The sequence below is a fragment of the Enteractinococcus helveticum genome, assembly GCF_001657475.1.
GTDB lineage: Bacteria > Actinomycetota > Actinomycetes > Actinomycetales > Micrococcaceae > Yaniella > Yaniella helvetica.
This window is the reverse complement of sequence record NZ_LXEY01000012.1, coordinates 19,496-36,604: the sequence shown is the minus strand read 5'-3', so window position 1 is coordinate 36,604 and position 17,109 is coordinate 19,496. Positions and strand designations below refer to the sequence as shown.

20 protein-coding genes are annotated in these 17,109 nt (G+C 55.5%); 12 read left to right on the top strand and 8 right to left on the bottom strand.

What is annotated here, in order from left to right; translation table 11 throughout:
• Window positions 1-86 precede the first annotated feature (86 nt).
• From A6F49_RS03880 to A6F49_RS03860, 5 genes are read left to right on the top strand one after another with little or no spacing between them, the layout of a single operon-like run.
• Window positions 87-1,562, top strand: coding sequence for an amidase (locus tag A6F49_RS03880; RefSeq protein ID WP_043057093.1), 1,476 nt, complete (start codon window positions 87-89; stop codon window positions 1,560-1,562).
• On the top strand, window positions 1,563-2,531 hold the full coding sequence (locus A6F49_RS03875) for a branched-chain amino acid ABC transporter permease (RefSeq protein ID WP_052504709.1): 969 nt from the start codon (window positions 1,563-1,565) through the stop codon (window positions 2,529-2,531).
• Entirely contained in the window at window positions 2,423-3,703 is a 1,281-nt protein-coding gene (locus A6F49_RS03870; RefSeq protein WP_043057092.1) for a substrate-binding protein, read from the top strand. The genes A6F49_RS03875 and A6F49_RS03870 overlap by 109 nt, the downstream gene beginning before the upstream one ends.
• Window positions 3,700-5,412 (top strand): branched-chain amino acid ABC transporter ATP-binding protein/permease, encoded by a 1,713-nt coding sequence (locus A6F49_RS03865; RefSeq protein WP_043057091.1) that lies wholly within the window; start codon window positions 3,700-3,702, stop codon window positions 5,410-5,412. The genes A6F49_RS03870 and A6F49_RS03865 overlap by 4 nt, the downstream gene beginning before the upstream one ends.
• A 2-nt stretch (window positions 5,413-5,414) precedes the next feature.
• Window positions 5,415-6,107, top strand: a complete 693-nt coding sequence (locus tag A6F49_RS03860) for an ABC transporter ATP-binding protein (RefSeq protein ID WP_043057090.1) — start codon at window positions 5,415-5,417, stop codon at window positions 6,105-6,107.
• 2 nt (window positions 6,108-6,109) lie between these two features.
• On the opposite strand, the gene A6F49_RS03855 is transcribed toward A6F49_RS03860, so the two are convergent.
• Entirely contained in the window at window positions 6,110-6,412 is a 303-nt protein-coding gene (locus A6F49_RS03855; protein ID WP_043057089.1) for a hypothetical protein, read from the bottom strand.
• Window positions 6,413-6,483: 71 nt separating this feature from the next.
• Between A6F49_RS03855 and A6F49_RS03850 the strand changes: the two genes are divergently transcribed.
• Window positions 6,484-7,086, top strand: a complete 603-nt coding sequence (locus A6F49_RS03850; RefSeq protein WP_150119376.1) for a hypothetical protein — start codon at window positions 6,484-6,486, stop codon at window positions 7,084-7,086.
• A gap of 35 nt (window positions 7,087-7,121) precedes the next feature.
• Here the strand turns inward: A6F49_RS03850 and A6F49_RS03845 are convergent, their stop codons facing one another.
• Both A6F49_RS03845 and A6F49_RS03840 read right to left on the bottom strand, forming a co-directional pair.
• Window positions 7,122-7,448, bottom strand: a complete 327-nt coding sequence (locus A6F49_RS03845; protein ID WP_052504708.1) for a hypothetical protein — start codon at window positions 7,446-7,448, stop codon at window positions 7,122-7,124.
• Between the two features lie 739 nt (window positions 7,449-8,187).
• A complete protein-coding gene (locus tag A6F49_RS03840; RefSeq protein WP_235604859.1) occupies window positions 8,188-8,583 on the bottom strand; it encodes a DUF1348 family protein in 396 nt (131 codons plus the stop codon).
• Window positions 8,584-8,977: 394 nt separating this feature from the next.
• On the opposite strand from A6F49_RS03840, the gene A6F49_RS03835 reads away from it, so the two are divergent.
• Together A6F49_RS03835 and A6F49_RS03830 are read left to right on the top strand one after the other, a co-directional pair.
• Window positions 8,978-9,217 carry a ribbon-helix-helix domain-containing protein gene (locus tag A6F49_RS03835; protein ID WP_043057086.1) on the top strand — a complete coding sequence of 80 codons (240 nt, stop codon included), beginning with the start codon at window positions 8,978-8,980 and terminating at the stop codon, window positions 9,215-9,217.
• Window positions 9,214-9,534, top strand: coding sequence for a type II toxin-antitoxin system RelE/ParE family toxin (locus A6F49_RS03830; protein ID WP_043057085.1), 321 nt, complete (start codon window positions 9,214-9,216; stop codon window positions 9,532-9,534). The genes A6F49_RS03835 and A6F49_RS03830 overlap by 4 nt, the downstream gene beginning before the upstream one ends.
• 302 nt (window positions 9,535-9,836) lie before the next feature.
• On the opposite strand, the gene A6F49_RS03825 is transcribed toward A6F49_RS03830, so the two are convergent.
• Genes A6F49_RS03825 through A6F49_RS03815 form a run of 3 tightly spaced genes read right to left on the bottom strand, consistent with a single transcriptional unit; the run spans window position 9,837 to window position 12,706 of the window.
• A complete protein-coding gene (locus A6F49_RS03825) occupies window positions 9,837-11,060 on the bottom strand; it encodes a PQQ-binding-like beta-propeller repeat protein (RefSeq protein ID WP_052504707.1) in 1,224 nt (407 codons plus the stop codon).
• 9 nt (window positions 11,061-11,069) lie between these two features.
• Window positions 11,070-11,945 carry a cytochrome c biogenesis CcdA family protein gene (locus A6F49_RS03820; protein WP_043057084.1) on the bottom strand — a complete coding sequence of 292 codons (876 nt, stop codon included), beginning with the start codon at window positions 11,943-11,945 and terminating at the stop codon, window positions 11,070-11,072.
• Window positions 11,946-11,956: 11 nt separating this feature from the next.
• Window positions 11,957-12,706 (bottom strand): DsbA family protein, encoded by a 750-nt coding sequence (locus A6F49_RS03815; RefSeq protein ID WP_235604854.1) that lies wholly within the window; start codon window positions 12,704-12,706, stop codon window positions 11,957-11,959.
• Between the two features lie 117 nt (window positions 12,707-12,823).
• Here A6F49_RS03815 and A6F49_RS03810 point away from each other — a divergent pair, with 117 nt between their 5' ends.
• From A6F49_RS03810 to A6F49_RS03795, 4 genes are all read left to right on the top strand, one after another.
• Window positions 12,824-13,366 carry a hypothetical protein gene (locus A6F49_RS03810; RefSeq protein WP_043057083.1) on the top strand — a complete coding sequence of 181 codons (543 nt, stop codon included), beginning with the start codon at window positions 12,824-12,826 and terminating at the stop codon, window positions 13,364-13,366.
• Complete coding sequence (locus tag A6F49_RS03805; RefSeq protein WP_052504706.1) at window positions 13,363-13,728, top strand: BlaI/MecI/CopY family transcriptional regulator; 366 nt, start codon at window positions 13,363-13,365, stop codon at window positions 13,726-13,728. The genes A6F49_RS03810 and A6F49_RS03805 overlap by 4 nt, the downstream gene beginning before the upstream one ends.
• Window positions 13,725-14,717: a M56 family metallopeptidase gene (locus A6F49_RS03800; protein WP_043057082.1), complete on the top strand. Its 993-nt coding sequence runs from the start codon at window positions 13,725-13,727 to the stop codon at window positions 14,715-14,717. The genes A6F49_RS03805 and A6F49_RS03800 overlap by 4 nt, the downstream gene beginning before the upstream one ends.
• Window positions 14,718-15,118: 401 nt before the next feature.
• Complete coding sequence (locus A6F49_RS03795; protein WP_043057081.1) at window positions 15,119-15,745, top strand: DUF2249 domain-containing protein; 627 nt, start codon at window positions 15,119-15,121, stop codon at window positions 15,743-15,745.
• Window positions 15,746-15,759: 14 nt separating this feature from the next.
• Here the strand turns inward: A6F49_RS03795 and A6F49_RS03790 are convergent, their stop codons facing one another.
• A complete protein-coding gene (locus tag A6F49_RS03790; protein WP_043057080.1) occupies window positions 15,760-15,942 on the bottom strand; it encodes a hypothetical protein in 183 nt (60 codons plus the stop codon).
• A 51-nt stretch (window positions 15,943-15,993) separates the two neighbouring features.
• Complete coding sequence (locus tag A6F49_RS03785) at window positions 15,994-17,070, bottom strand: YeiH family protein (RefSeq protein ID WP_082911575.1); 1,077 nt, start codon at window positions 17,068-17,070, stop codon at window positions 15,994-15,996.
• Window positions 17,071-17,109: the final 39 nt, after the last annotated feature.

Here is a 17,109-nt window from a genome sequence, read left to right as displayed (position 1 = left end):
AGGGGAAGTCAAATCATGTGAGAGCTATCGGCTGGTTGTCTCTCAGATACAAATAGGAGGGCCTGTCCTCGTGTTACTTTGCAGACATGATGCCTCATGATTCTTCTGGAACAGACCCGGCCGACCTCACGCTCATTGGAGCTATTGACGCGTTACGTTCAGGTCAGCTCAAAGCAGTGGAATTACTAGATGCAGCACTAAAGCGCATCACTGCCTGTAACGGTGGCAATCCAAGCTTTGAGGGTGAACCCCAGGCGATTAATGCGTGGGCGCGCATCTATGCCGATCGAGCTCAGATGCAGGCAGAACAAGCCGATCGCCATCTGCAAAATGAACCGGAAAACACGCCATTATTGTGTGGCATTCCATGGGGTGTCAAGGACCTCTTTGCCGTTCAAGATTTGCCGCTAACTGCATCGTCGCGGGTCATCGCAGATCATATTGCTGATGAATCAGCAGTCGTGGTTGAACAACTGGAATCGCAGGGCATGGTCCTCGTGGGACACACGCACACACATGAATTTGCGGCAGGCGGCTCGACTGACCAGGTGGGCAATCCGTGGGCGCTGGATCGTTCTGCTGGTGGGTCTAGCGGTGGATCAGCCGCTGCATTAGCTGTTGGCATGATCCCAGCCGCGTTAGGGACTGACACCGCCGGCTCGGTGCGAATTCCAGCATCTCTTTGCGGGGTGTCAGCGATCAAACCGGCATTCAATCGAGTCCCCACCGCAGGTGTGATTCCGCTGTCACCAACCTTAGATCACGTCGGTTCGATGGCTCGGACGATCGCGGATGCGGCAGTTTTACTCAACCACATGAGTCGCTCTCGTCGACCTGCCCTACCCTGGATGGGCTGGGGCGACCCGCAAATCGACTTACCGATTGCGGCTAGTCGGGAGCGACGCCCCTTGGAAGGTACACGCATCGCTGTTACCGAGCGGAACCGATCAGAACTCATCCACCAAGACGTAGCCGTATCCGATCAAGCCGCACGCGAGGCTTGCCAGCGGCTCGGCGCTGAGATCATTGAACTGCCAATTCCAGTCGACATGAATCGAGCCGACTACGACACCGTCCTGATTGCCGAAGCCCGGAGTTATCATCGGCAATACGCAGCATTAGAAGACCAGTACCGGGGTAGCACGCGAGATTTCCTGGCGTTTGGTGCCGATGAAATCCCGGTCAGTCAGTATCTTGCCGCCCAGCACCAACGACTTGCTGTGACCGAGCAATGGCGTCAGTGGTTTGACTACCACGGCGTCGATGCCATCCTTGAGCCAACACAAGCCATCCCCTCGCCCAGACGCGGTCACGGCTATGATCCCGATCAAGCCGTCGGTGGCGAAGACCCGATGACGTACTTTACAGCCTTGTGGAATTACACTGGTTTCCCTGCAATCACTTTGCCGACAACACGAGGGACAGAAACCGGACTGCCGATGAGCATCTCGCTGATTTCAGCACCCGGTCAAGAACGCGAAGCCGTGCGGATTGGTCTGGCCCTGCAGCATTATGAATTCTCCGTGCCAACCCCACCAATCGCTTCCTGGGAGGCGGACTAAATGGAGCTCCTGCAATCGGTGGTACTCTTTTTCCTCACCGCGATGACTCTCTTCGGATTTTACGGTCTGTTGGCGTGGGGACTTGGACTGATTTTCGGCCAACTCGGTGTCGTCAATGTCGCACACGGAGATTTCGCTATGGTCGGCGCTTTCACAATGTTCGCACTACCGGCCGTGCCGTTTTTCTTACGGTTGCTCATTGCGGTCCTGGTGGCCATCGTCCTGGGCTATGTAACCGAACGGTTCCTCCTGCGAAAACTCTACCTTCGGGGCATGCTCGCCACATTGTTGGCTATGTGGGGTGTAGGCATCGTGATTCGCCAGGGCCTTGAAGCCTGGTTTGGCACGACCCCGGGCTCGGTCACGGCACCGGTCACCACCAGTCTTACAGTCCTAGGAGTCCAATATCCTGCCTACCGATTGCTCGCTACTGCTATCAGCCTGGTGCTCATTTTGGTCGGTTTATTCATCATCTATCGCACCACTCTCGGGCTCAAATTGCGCGCCTCTATCGCGAACCGTCAAATGGCTGCCCTCTTGGGCATCTCACCGACCGCCATGATTACCGGAACCTTTATCGTCGGCACGATTCTGGCCGTCATCGCTGGAGCCCTGCAGTCACCGATGCTGGGGGTCACACCTTCTGTCGGCCTCACTTTTCTAGCCCCCGCGTTCTTTGCCGTACTCGTTGGCAAACCAGGCTCACTTGGCGGTCCAATCCTCGGCGCCGCCATCGTGGCACTATTGCAAACTGCACTGCGTACCTTCTTCACCGAAACAGTCGCAAGCCTACTGTTCTTCCTCATTCTGATACTCCTTATCGCACTACGACCTCAGGGTCTCAACTGGAGGATTCCACAATGGAAAACAACAAGAAAAACTCCGCCATCTTCATCGACCCAGGAGAACACCTCAAACAACCACCCAAGCGGTCGCCAAGTCTCCGCCGAGCGGCAAGACTCTCGGTAGGACTCATCACCTTAGGTTTTGCACTCACCTCGTGCGGCACACTGGGTGGAGGCGAAGCCAACGATGACGACGCCGATGCCACAGCCAATGATCCGCTCACCATCGGTGTAATTACGCCGATGACCGGCGTCGCTTCACTGGAAGGCAATGCGCTGCGCGACGGCTTTGAGCTGGGTATTAAACACCTCAATGCCGACGGTGGAGTCTTTGGCCAAGATGTCGAATTGATCTTCATCGACGACCAGGGTGATGCAGCTATCTCAACCCAGTCTGCCCAGCGACTCATCCAACAGGATGAGGTCGATTACCTCTTCGGTACCATCGCCGGAGATACCTCAGAAGCCGTTGCCGGTGTTGCCGCCGAGCAACAAGTGCCGTTCTCAACGGCCATGATCGGCTCGATCCCGCACTGCAGTCCACACTTCTGGCCATTCGGAGCCACCGAATTGATGGTCACCGAAGGTTTGGTGCCCTACATGATCGAAGAATACGGCGAAAACGCCGCGCTGGTTGGCAACGATTACCTATTTCCAAGACAATATCACGATGCGTCACGCAGCCTCATTGAAGAAGCGGGTGGCAACGTAAGCGTCGAAGAATACTCACCACTGGGTACTTCAGATTGGCAGCCGGTTATCAACCGTCTGGCTGATGCCGACCCAGATTGGATCCTCACGGCTGTTGTCGGCGGAGATGCCATTTCCTTCAGCCAACAATCCGATCAATTCGGTCTGCTCGACGACGCGGGCATCAGCGGTGTATCGCTGCAACAAGAGTTCTACCCAGGAACTGCAGAAATCATCGAGGGCTCAGTCACGGCGCAACCATATTCGGATCAGCTCCCCGGAGAAGATAACGAAGCCTTCGTCGAAGAATTCAGGGAAGCCTATGACTTTACCGATCCAATCCCCGTCGTCGCAGCAACCTCCTACCACGCGGCCCACTACATTGGAGCTGCAGTCGAAGCCGCAGGTAGCACTGATCCAGAAGCAATCTCTGAACAGATGCCCCAAGTGGATATCGGTGGGCTGATGGGCTCTTCGTCCTTCGACCAAGACAACCATACGTTCAGTACCCAAATGTATCTGTTCGAAATCGGGCCGGACGGCGACTATAACCCGATTGAAGACTTTGACATTGTGACAGATCCAATGGATAGAGACTGCTCATGAGCCGAATTAAGCGCTCACACTTAATCACCGCAATTGTGGCGTGTCTGGCGCTAGGTGCGGCACCGTTTCTCCTGGTGCCGTATCCCCTGGCTCTCCTCACCCTCGCCTTAGCCTACGGATTGTTTGCATTTGGGCTCGATCTCACGTGGGGACGAACCGGAGTCGTCAGTATTGGCCACGCCGCTTTCTTTGGCATAGGCGCTTATGGCTCAGCTATCGCTATCGATAACGACATCCCCATGCTAGTGGGAGCAGTCGGCGGCGTAGTGCTGGCAACCCTGATGGCGTGGATCATCGGTGTCATCGGACTCGGCGATAAAACACTCCCGTCGACCATGGCGATTTTGACCCTGGCGCTGACATTGTTAGTGGAACAGGTCGCATTGTCTTGGCGCGGCGCCACTGGCGGCAGTAATGGAATATTTGTGCCCGGGTCAGGAGTCGTGATCGAGTACTACACAACAGCGCTCATTGTGATCATCGTGGTGGCGGTCGTGTGGTTCTGGATAATTCGCGGTCGCTGGGGTCGTCGTTTCCGTGCGGTCCAGTCCAATGAGAAACGTGCAGCTCATCTGGGTATCAATCTGCATGCAACGAAAACCTTTTCGTTCTGTCTCAGTGCAGCGGTGGCATCCATCGCCGGAGCAACCGCCGCCCCGGTCATGGGGCTGGTATCCCCTGGGGTCGCAGGCATCATACTGTCTGCACAGGTTCTGGTCTGGCTGGCAGTCGGTGGTCGGGGTAGCATCGCGGGCGCTTTTATCGGGGCGGGCCTAGTGAGCATCGGCCAGCAGTACCTCGGCGATGCTATCGGCTCCTGGTACCTCCTGGTGCTTGGCGTCGTCTTTATTCTCGTCGTCCGCTTCGCCCCAGCAGGACTGACGGGAGCTGTTCGTTCCATACTGCGACGACCCGTAACGGAATCCGCAGCACAAGGAGTGCATTTGGATTCGGCAACCATCAGGCTGGCAGCCCCCCGCAACCCAAGCGAGAAACTTGTTGCCACCACCGCTGCTGGTTCGGCATTAGAAGTGGTAGGAGTGACAAAGTCCTACGGTGCCACGCACGTACTGCGTGGCGTCACCATAGAGGTCCCTAATGGCGAGGTCATGTGTCTGATCGGCCCCAATGGCGCTGGCAAAACGACATTGCTCGAAATTATTACTGGTGGACAAGCCCTGAATGATGGCCAAATCCGGTTATTCGATGAGGACATTTCAACCTGGTCGATTCATGCCCGCGCACAGGCAGGTCTCGGGATGGTTTTCCAGATCCCTAGTATTTTCCCTGACCTAACGCCTGCCCAAAACCTCCAATTAGCCAGTGCTGAAGCGAAAAACCCGGCACCGCTGCCCGAGGTCTATGAACGCTTTCTAACGAGTCATTCTGGACTGGCCGTTGATCTACCGCTAGCCGATCGGCGAGCGCTGGAAATGGCAATGATCCTGGTGTGGAACCCGAAAGTGATTCTGCTTGATGAGCCAGCAGCAGGACTGTCACACGAAGAATCCATGAGCTTAGCCCGTCGTCTACGCACGGTTGCGGACCAAACCGGATGCACGCTGGTCACAGTGGAACACGATATGGAGATTGTCCGAGAACTCGCAGAACGCGTCGTCGTCCTCGCCGATGGAGTAGTCCTGGTCGATGGGACGATGGATGAGGTCTCTGCCCATGAGTCAGTCAAACACGCCTATCTCGGGGTATAACGATGTTGAAGTTTGAAGATGTGAGCTCTGGCTATCACGACACCAGAATCATTCAGAATTTATCCCTGAGCGTTGAATCCGGCGAATTTGTCGCGCTGCTCGGTCGCAACGGCGTTGGCAAGACGACGTTGTTGCGGACATTATTTGGAATTTGCCCAATCTTCGGGGGTGCCGTCGTTGTTGACGGTACAACCCTGCGTTCGATTCGCTCGGAAAAGATGGCTCGTGCGGGATATTCTTTTCTGCCAGATGATCGGGGTGTCTTTGAGGAGCTCACGGTCGAAGAGAATCTGGTGCTTGCTCGGCACAAAACTTACAAACCTGCTGTCGATGTTTTGGAGCTCTTCCCGTTACTCACGGAACGGCGCACTCAATTGGCGGGCAGCCTTTCCGGAGGGCAGAAACAACAACTCGGCATTGCTCGAGCCATGCTAGCTGGTCGTAAGTTCATCGCCATCGATGAGATATCACAGGGTCTGCAACCAAATATCGCGCACGCAACCATGCAGGCGCTTCGCCATCTCGTTGATGAGCACCAGATTTCGGTACTCATCGTTGAGCAAAGCCCTACTCTGCCGCTGGAATATTGTGATCGAGTCATCGGCATGGTTAAAGGCAGGATTTCATTAGATCAGCCTGTTGCGGCGATCCAGCAAGAACCTGATCAGTTGACCGACCTATTAATCGTCACGTGAATTCACGTAGTCTGCGGTTGAGTAACACTTGCTTCCAGCCAGCTGCGGTACTGGCGAATGCCGACCGTTGTCAGTGCTATGGCAAGCGGCAGCGTGAGGACCGTGCCGAAGAGGCTGCCCATAAACATAGCGAAGCCAAAGTACATGCCGCCAAGTTCCGGCAGCGCCATCGTAGTGGTTGGCGCCAGGTTGAGCACGAGCGCGCAGGCAGCAGCCCAGCTAAACGTCTTACCGACCGATATGTCCATCCACTTGCCGCGTCGTTTACGCGACAGGACGATCACCAGGTAGACCATCAGGGCCACGACGACGGTTGTGGACGACGACGTTAATCGGCGCAGGTCTCTGGTTTGCTTCCCGTCTGTTTACGATCCTGGTGTCACTGTTCGCATCTGCCAACGTCACGGTTCCGTTCTTCATAATCGCTTCGGCTGGCGCGGTTGTGGCATTTTTGGCCGGCACCCTGGCCCATACGTCCGCTCGGACTGACTCCCCCACTGCGGCTGCTACACCCCACGACCCCAAAAATTTCCGTACCTTGTGGGTAAGCGTCGTCGTGGGCACTGGTCTGGTCATCCTTGGAATGCACATAGCCAGTTACTCTGTGGACAGTATGCGCCTGAGCTTCAGTCTGATCGCCCAGACCATTGTCCGCCATTTCGGTCCGCAAACCATCCTGACGATCATGTTGCTGGCCGTCCCGCTGCACATTCGCCTTACCCAAAAGGTTGTAGTCCTTCCGATGGCAGTGTTTGCACTGCTCGAGGTGCTCCCGACCTTCACCGGCTTCATTGAACTGTCACTCAACATGAGTTCTGAGGTGGCTACATGGCTGGCGAGTCGAACGAGCTGGCTGAGCACTCTTGCCTGGGTTGTCGCCATCGTCGCGATCATCGTAGTGTATTCACGGACAGACGCACGTCGTCAGGCTTCAATCGACGTCAGGAATCCAATGGATCCTGTATCAAACAAGCACTAAAACAAAGCCGCACCGCATGTGCGCAGTATGAGTTGTCAGCGTGGAAAGATCAGCCGCGGGTGGGGCCCCTCCAGACGTGCCACCGCAACTTTCACGTCATTCAATTCTGACTGCATTTGGTTCAGTCGCTCATCAACCTTGTCGAATCGCTCATCGACCTTGTTAAAGCGCTCATCTACTTTGTCGAACCGCGCGTCTATCTTCTCGAAGCGTTGGTCGACCTTTTCGAAACGCTGGTCGACTTTCGCGAACAGTCCTTCCATGCGCCGCAGCAACCATGCCAGACCGGCAAACAGGCTACCGCCGAGCGTTATCAACACACCGGCAGCGACGAAGACCATGGAAATCACTTCGGCTGACATGTACATACCTCCATTGTGCCGCATCACGAACTCTTGACGCCACTAAATCTAAAGCGCGGCTGCCCTTCGTAAGCGACCAGCACTTCGTTTTGTGGAGAACTACTCGCAGAAGCGATACCTGTGGACGAAGCCACCAGCCTTACCCATGATTCACTTGCAATTTACATGTTCGCAGCCTCAAGGAACCTTCAGCACTTCTGGTGATCGCTGGCTCCACTCACGTGTCAGAGGAAAGTAGGTTTATGCGCACGCATTCCAAAATAACGGCCACGTGTGCCGTTGCGGCAGTAAGCGCTGTGTCGTTGGCGGGCATCCCCGCAACCCAAGCCAAAAATCCTGGATGAACCGATCATCAACGAATTTGTAACCGATACCGCCGGCACCGACATGCTCGAATACGTCGAGATGCTCGTACCCGAAGAATACGGCACCTCTGACCTGCACATCATCGGGTTGAACTCCGCCACAAGCACCAGCCGCCTTCGTAGTGTGTTACAGAAACTACAGCTGTTGAGTTAGTAGCTCGTATACTCACTGACGGCGTTCGTCGAGTTCACGATTCGCTGCTACGTCCGGTCTGGCATTGTTCATGATCACCAGATCGTTCAGACTGGTCATACCACGGAAGTACGCGATTCCCTCACCTGCCAAGCCACGGCGATCACCAGCGGTGTGTGCGGCGTCAAACCTCGTGGCTAATCGTTGGAACGACGACGCTACAAAACCAGGAGGCCCCGGGCTACAGTCCAAGTTCGGTCAGACCGGGATGGTCGTCAGGTCGCGGAGTCTTGACGTCCCAGTGGAATTTGCGCTGGGATTCACTGATTTCGACGTCGTTAATACTGGCGTGACGGCTCGACATCAGGCCGTCGCTGTTGAATTCCCAGTTTTCATTGCCATAGGCGCGGTACCACTGACCGGCGGCTGACTGCCATTCATAGCAGTATCGCACCGCGATCCGGTTGTCTGCGAATGCCCAGAGCTCTTTGATGAGCCGGTAGTTGAGTTCACGTGACCATTTATCATGCAGGAATTCGATGATCTCGTTGCGTCCCTGCAGGAACGTATCACGGTTGCGCCAGCGGCTATCGGGGGTGTAGGCCAGTGCGACTTTTCTGGTTCTTGTTGATTCCAGGCATCTTCGGCCGCGCGGATCTTCTGGATGGCGGTTTCACGGGTAAACGGTGGCACCGGTGGTCGAACGGACATCAGACTCCTCTAATGGATGGACATGCACAACGCGATACAAACACTTCAAGCCTAAACGTGTTGCATGTTTGCAACTATAGCCACCAGCTTTCTGCGCACTGAGGGCTGTTTACCCTGTACCTCAACCTTTGCAGACTCCCACTAATGGGAAAATCTTTCCGAATTTTCTCATGAACGAGGCGCTTTCTATCTCTATCCCCGTATGCGCTCGACGAAGTATTCACACGGGCCAACAAGAATATTGAATCGCTCACCGTTCTGGGGCATCATTCAACTATTCTTTCGATGACAAACTTTGCCAATGCACTTATCCTGGTTGTATGGCAACGATGAACGTATCACTGCCTGACGAACTCAAAGAATTCGTCGAGGCACAAGTTGAGGAACACGGCTACGTGTCGAGCAGTGAATTCTTGCGGGAACTCATCCGACGAGAAAAAGACCGCACGAAGCTACAAGGGATGCTCGTAGAAGGGATGGAATCGGGCGTAGGTTCAGAGCTGGACGCCGCTTATTTTGATGGTCTACGCGACCATATTCGAAACTCTGGGGCAGCGTGACTTCACTTCGTGTTGTCACGACCAAACAAGCCGACGCGGATATCAATGCGGCAACGGATCACTACGTGGCTCAGGGGAATACAAAGGCAGCTCTAAGCTTTGTGGATACCCTGGAAGAAGCTAAGACCCTCCTGAGCAAGCATCCGCACCTAGGTTCACTTCGATTTGCGGTCGAACTGAATATCGCTGAGATACGTGCCTTTACCTTGCAGCGCTTTCCTTATATCATTTTTTATACTTTGTTTGCCGATACAATCCGCATCCACCGAGTACTGCACACGGCCCGGGATATTCCTCCTCGGTTCTTGGAAAACTGAACCAGTCAGTCTCACCGTCCATGCACTTAGACGCATCATTAGACATTGTCCGCTGGTCGCTACAAGCCTCCCAAACTGGGCGGTTCATTAAACGTGGCCTAACCTGAGATTCCATGGCGACAGGCTTGTAGTGTTGATGTTCAAGTACCGCCAGGTTAGGCGGTCTCAACAGCGCCGAAGGGTCCTCATGTCGAATACTGAAATCCCAGCATCCGAATCCCGCGAAATTGATGTTCGCGCCGTCCTGCCTCAAGCCTAAACACCTCGAATGCTGGCGAACATAGTCCAGCACTTATGCCCGTCTACTGGCGAGACTCGTATCCAGGCACAAGATAATAGCTGTGGTCACCTTCCAAAATGGCAGCACCATTTGTATCGATCAGCTGAGGAACAACGAGTTCGCCGGGAGCCTGTGGGTCATAGGAACGACTCAACGCTCCGGTGATGACATTATGCGTTTGGACATCGCCGTCAGCATTTTCTACATAAGCAATCGCACCACCGACACCAATGAGCTGGAGTCCTTCCAAAGATTCGACAAACAGCAACTCCCCTTGAGGGCTATAACCGGCAAGCTCTTGGCCCACGGTCACCCATGTTTGACTCGAAGAATCCTGACCCGCAGCGGCAACCTCTTCGGCAATGATTACGCCGTCCACCAGGCTGATTAGGGCACGGTCCGTGGAATTCGTACCGATGAGTATGGCGCCAGTGCCGTACTCCATATCTGGATTCGGACTAGGCGCGGTAGCATGCAACTGTTGATCGTCCCAGTTGTGATCTGCCGTGGACAGGCTCCAAGACGGGTCAGCCTCTAGCCCTGCTTCGGCCAAAGCTGATGTTTCAAAGGCCTGGACTTCGTCGTCGCGAGCCACCAGAACGAGCCCATAGAACTCACCCAAAATCTTAGCTTCCGGGGCCTGTCGCTCATCGAGCAGTACCTGACCGCTGGCTGGATCCAGCACAACCTTGTCACCGCTGGCTCCCATCGCAGCTTCTGGTGGGGCAGCAAATACTGTCCCGGGTCCGTGATGCGGGCCCGGCACGTCAACCGGCCCCCAAACCTGTTGTCCCGTACGAAGGTCGTAGGCGGTGGCGGTGGTGTGCCCAAATGTTTGGACGTCGGCGTCGATATCCGTCAGGACGGCCAAGTGTTGGTCGTTGGCAGCCGTCAGTGTAAATCCGGTGCAGCTGAGCGGTCGTTGGGCTTCCCATAGGATTGTGCCGGTGGTATCCACGGCCCGAAACGTCAGCACGTCGTGGTGGTGTTCGGCTGATAGGAAGACCCCATCCGCGTGCAAAGGTGCCGTGAGCCAACCGGGTGACAGGACCTGCTGTTCGGCCAGCTGCAGAGGTAACCACAAGTCAGCTTTATCAGCTTCAACCGCCGGAGTATTGACTTGAGTTGGCGTCGGATCATAGTCCGGCAGGAGCTGATCGTCTTGGCTGGTCGTATGTGCACCGCAGGCCGTCAAAACCACCGCGGACAGCACGGCAAGACCGAGTCGAATTTGTGATTTCACCATCGTGTGCCTTTAGCTGCCACGGTTCATCTTCTGGGTCTGTGCTGTGTCTTGGTGCTTTGTGCGGTTGCGTGTTCGTCGAATCGCCCAGACAGTAACGATGATCACCACGAGGGCACCTAATATGACGGCATCCAAGAGCGGATTTGCCAGCATGCTCCCATAGGATTGCAGCCCACGCTGGATTCCGGCTGGTACTAATGACGGCGCACTGACCAGGCCGTTGGTTGTCCAAAAAATGATTCCCACGACGACGATCAGCAGGCCGGTGGCCACCGACGTGGTGTGTAACTGCCGCCCCAAGAACCGAAAACCACGCCCGCGTAATACGCTCATGGCGCGAGGGCTGAGCTTATCCCACTGGGCTGCCAGAAGGGTCAACGGCGCCACCATACCCAGTCCGTAGACGGCCAGCATGATTCCAGCATTCAGCGAGTCGCCCTGGGCAAGAGCCAACGTCAAGATCGCCCCAAGAATCGGTCCGGCACAAAAGCCAGCCACACCGCTGACTGCTCCCAATAGGAAGGTTCGGCCCCACCCGCTACGCTGATGAGCGCGCTGGTGCAGCGTCTCGGCTCCGGGAAGCATTTTGGACATATCGAACCCAAACCCGGCGGCTTGAGCCAACCCAAGCACGATCAATAGGATCGATGTGGTAATAATCAGGACATCTCGGTAGACGGTCAACAGGTTGCCAAGTGCCCCGATGCCTAACCCCAGGGGTACAAGCGTCACCACCAGGCCCAGATAGAAGATGCCACCGTGCAACATCAACCGCAGCTGTCGCCCGATGACGGATGCGAAGAATGCCGGCAGCAGCAGTGCACCGCAGGGGCTCAAGATGGCAAGCACACCACCTAAAAATGCTGTGATCAAACTGATTTCCATGGCTGCTTCACCTATCGTGCGGTCTTGGCCAGTGCGTCGTCCACGGCGTTGACGAATACCTCCGTTGGTTGTGCGCCGACCATCGGCTGACCATCCACAATAAATGACGGCGTAGAGTAGGCGCCTAAATCGGTACCGAGTTGCTGATTTATGAGAATCTGTTCGGCAACCGGATCGGAGCGCATATCCGTAGTGAATTGTTCAGTATCAAGACCAAGATCTGCGGCAAGTTCCACCAAGGCGTCTTCGCTGAGCTCCGCAGGATCACGGATGTCACCGTCAGCAAATAATTCATCGTGGTATTCCCAAAACCCCTCCTGCAGAGCCGCCGCATAGGCTGCCTTCGATGCTTGCTCTGATTCCGGTCCAAACACATTGAGATCTCGCCATTCAATCCGCAACTGATCTTCTGCTACGTAGTCCATCATGATGGGCAATGTCTCGTGGCTCCACGACGCGCAAAACGGACACTGATAATCTGAGAACACCACCATCGTCACGGGCGCATCCACGGTACCGATGCTCAATGGGTCCGTCTCGTCACGGCGTTCCACAAAACTCAGATCAATTTGGTCGGCCTCAGATTGTGGGGCAACATCGACGACGCCGCGATCCTCGAGCTGTTGTGTTGCGGCGGAAGACTCAGGGCTATCCGAACCCGCAAAGATAAAATATGCGAGCACGATGACGGCGAGCGCAGCCACCCCGACGATCATGGGCAGCAGCCACGGGGGTTTCGAGCTGGTGGTTTGCTGGGGCACAACATTTCCTTTGTAGTAGATGGCTGGATGCAGCGAGCAGTTCGATTACTATCTCAAGTAGTAATCTTTTCGGTGGCCCACTATACATGTTCGTTACTATCAGGCATAGTAGATGCCATGGTGAAGACTTTTCTCTATGCTGGTCAAGCACTGCGCCTTTGGAATACGCGTCAAGTGCTCGTCGCTGTGTTGGCCAGCACTGTCATCGGCTTGCTGATTGGCATGGCTACGGTGCTCATCCCCAATCCAGTGTTTACGCGCGACATTGACCCGGTGTGGTGGAACTACCCCGTATGGATCATGACCTCGGTGGCCAGCGGGATGCTACTGGCAACCTATATTCAACCTGCCACAACAGTCGAACAATCCGATGCACCCGATGCGACAGTTCGCCATGGAAAGCTCGGGATGGTCGGCGGTTTTCTCTCTTGGTTCGCGGTGGGCTGCCCCGTCTGCAATAAGTTGGCGCTGATCGCATTTGGCTACTCTGGAGCCATCACCTATTTCGCACCCATCCAACCGTTATTAGGCATCGCAGCACTGTTGCTGACCGGCATTGCGTTAGTGCGACGGCTCAAAGGACAACTTCTTTGTGAGGTATCGCCCAGCAAATACCTGATGCAGTCGGCGTCTCAAGAAACGGAAAATGCTCGAGTATGACGATGCCATCACCACATTCGGCCCCGCAGCTGGGCGAACTAGAACAACAAGTCATGAACTTACTGTGGGAAACCAGCCCCCGTAATGTCCGCGAGGTCATGGATGCCCTGCCGTCCAAACCCGCATATACAACCATCACCACGGTGATGCAGAACCTGAAAACTAAAAACATGGTGCGCGCCCAACGACAGGGGCGGTTCGTGCTGTATCTGCCGCAACTGAGCCGAGAGGAATACGTTGCCCGGCAAATGCACCAAGCCCTCGACGCCAGTAATGATATGGCCGCATCAATCCTGCACTTCGTCCAAGATTTGCCCGAAGAGGGATTAGAAATGTTACGCAACTACTTGGATCAGTCATGACGGCGCTGATCTTAGCTCCCATGCTGTTGGTAACCGTCCTGGTCAGTGGACTGGCGGGGGCGCCGATCGTTCGAAAGGCTGCACCAGCGCTCATGCGCACACCCCGGCTGGCAGTTGGCGCATTATTTGCAACGGTAGTTATCTGGATGGCGGGCTTCGCCGCCATGGGGCCAATGTTTGCCTGGGGCCTGTCTGGTCCTAGCGATCTGCTGCCGGGCAACACAGGGTTAGTATGTCAACGGTGTTTAGATGCGGCCAATCCGCTACCGCCCGGATTGGAGTTCAACACTTTTATCCCCGTGATCCTGCTACTGGCTCTACCGCTGATCTTGGTGTTGGCGATGTTCATTGGCAGCTATCGTTACGGTCGTCGTCATGTGAGACAACAGCGCGATCTACAGGATGCATTGGGCCTTGGTCCGACTCACACATGGATTGCCGGACAACCGGTCACCGTCATCGTGCATAACCAGCCGACCGCCTTTGCCTTGGCGCATCGTCGTTGGGGCATCGTCGTCTCAACAGCCTTGATGGAACTACTGACTGAGGACGAACTCACTGCGGTAGTGACACATGAAGCGGCTCATCTGCGACAACGTCACCACTTGATTTTGCGTCTCTTGCACGGTGGGATTGCACCGTTACGCTGGATCCCGCTGGTGGCCGCCATTGACGCGGCGATTCCGCATTACCTAGAAATGGCAGCCGACAATGCTGCCCGCGAGCAAACCAGTACACCCATACTCGCAAGCGCGCTGTTAAAGATTGGTGAAAAATCAGGCCCTGCGATGTCGCATGCCGCTTGTGGACCCGTGGCGCTGCATGCTGCAGGTATCGACCGGATCCGCCATTTGATCGCACCGCCCGACGGTAAACAAGGCGTGATCCCCATATCCACCATGCTCACCGTCGCCGGCATTTTGCTCGTTGGGAGTCTGGTTGTGCATCTGCCATATCTGCAAGCCGTACTCGATGGGTGTCTGATCTAAGGAAACACGCTGTTGGGCCGCGCTAGTGCAAAGCGGCTGATCGAGCCCGAACGCGCAAGTCTGTACGTTATCTGTATCACCGCGGGGCTCATTCTGGTGACCACGCTGCAGCGATGACGAACGTTGCCAAAGTGCCTATTCTGGTTATGTGACCACGATATACGTCGCACTGCCTGAGGGGCTCAAAGAATTCGTCGAAGCTGGTTGAAGGCATGAATCAGGAGTACGTTTCCGAGATGGACGGCGGCTATTCACTCAATGCGAGATCAGATCCGCCAGGCTCAGACAGCGCGACCCCGCGTAGTGTCGCTGCAATCAGAATATGCAGAATTTTATCAACTAGGGTCCGGCCCTCCGGCTTTCATGCCGCTAAACCAACCGACCAGTCTTGAAGGGTCCTCATGTCGAATACTGAAACCCCAGCATTTGAATCCCGCGAAATCGATGTTCGCGCCGTCCCGCCACCACAGCGTCACCATTTGGTTTTTGACGCCTATGCCCAGCTGGCGGTCGGCGAGTCACTAACGGTCATCAACGACCATGAGCCGCGAGGTCTGAAGGACGAATTTGACCGCGAGTTTGCCGGCTCCTTTTCTTGGGATCCACTTCCACAGGTTGCTCAGGAATATCGAGTTCGCATTACCAAACGGGCAAGTACCGCGCTGCCACGGGTAGTCGCCGACACCACGGCACTCCTTGCCGACACCGATCCCACTACGGGTGGCTCGATTTGGCAGCTGGAACCAGGCGCGCGAGACCTCGACTCAAATATCATCGCGCTGCCCGCCGACGACGAGATTGGCCTACACATTGGCCCAAACCTCGACGTCCTAGTTCTCGTGCTGCAGGGCTCTGGGCAGCTACAAACCGAGCTGAATGTGATTGAACTTCAGCAGGGTGCGCTAGTGTGGCTGCCGCGCAATGCACAACGCCGCTTCATTGCCGGACCCGAAGGCATCCGCTACCTGACCATCCATCATCGGAAACCGACCCTGAATATCACCGCTGCACCCGAACGCAACGACTGACGGTCGCCTAAGACCTAGTCGGGCCTCCACAGCCCATCGGCCAACACCTTGGCCAAATACTGGCAGCGCAGCTCGTCGTCGTCCTCAAGGCCATCTGCCGATGGGTGCCCACTGATCCGCTGCTGTGCCCAAGTCGCAGAAAACTCTAGATTGCTACGGGCATCAATCTCGGCGGCATCCAGTGCCTTAAAAAGCACTTATGCCAAAGCGTTGTGTGGCGTGATGAGCGCCTGGATTGTGATGGTTTCCTACGAAGCAGCAAAGAATACGACGCCGACATAAGACACCACCAAAATCACCACAGTGGAAACCAGGCCCAGAAGTACGGGTTTGAACCCTACTTTAAAGAGGCTGCGTAAGTGAACTCCCAGTCCCAAAGCGAACATTGCGGCGGCTAACAGCAACACCTGGATAATTTCGACGACGTCCAAAACGCCTGCGGGTATAAAGTCCAGAGTGCGGAGCAGCATGGCGGCCACAAAGCCTACAACAAAAAGCGGAACAATTGCCGGCTTCTTGTCGCCGACGGCTCGACCACTGCGACGCATGTACACAGCGATGCCGGCAATAATTGGGGCCAAGGTAATGACGCGCGCTAGCTTGACGGTAACAGCAACAGCCAGAGCACTTGCACCCACGGCACCACCGGCAGCTACTACCTGAGCGACTTCATGGCTGGAAGCTCCGATCCACATTCCTAAGGCCTCATCCTCCATACCCAGCACTCCTCCCAGGAATGGGACCGTAGGGATCATGAGGGTGCCAAATAAGACGACGAGCCCAATGGCAGTGGCCACTTCTTCTTCAGCGGCTTTCGTTGTCCCTTCCGTTGCGGCGACAGCTGCCGCACCACAAATCGAGAAACCTGAAGCGATCAGCAGACGTTGCGCCAATCCGATGCCCAGCAGGTGTCCCACCCACAAGGTGGCAAAGAATGTTATAGCTACTGCTGCAACGATGAGGAAGATAACCCCAAATCCCAGATCAGCAATCGTGGACAGTGAGAGCTGGAACCCTAAAAGAATAATCCCAGTCCGCAGCAGCTTCTTAGAAGAGAACGTTATTCCCGGTTTGAGCATGACCGGAACGGAAGCGATATTCCGCCACACAGCTCCGAGAATAATGGCGATCAACAGCGCACTGACCCCAGGGAGAAATTGAGCACCAACGAACGACACCACAGCACCCACCAGACATACTATGACGCCCGGGATGCCAGCTTTCACCCCTTGCAGAGGTGAAGTTTTTGGCTGTTCTGTCGTCTGGCTTATTTGAGTTTGGTCCAGAACTTGGCCCTGTGTGGTGGTGCGGTCATCGTTACTCATGAGCTCAATCTTCCCACCGTCACGCACCGGACAGTAGAC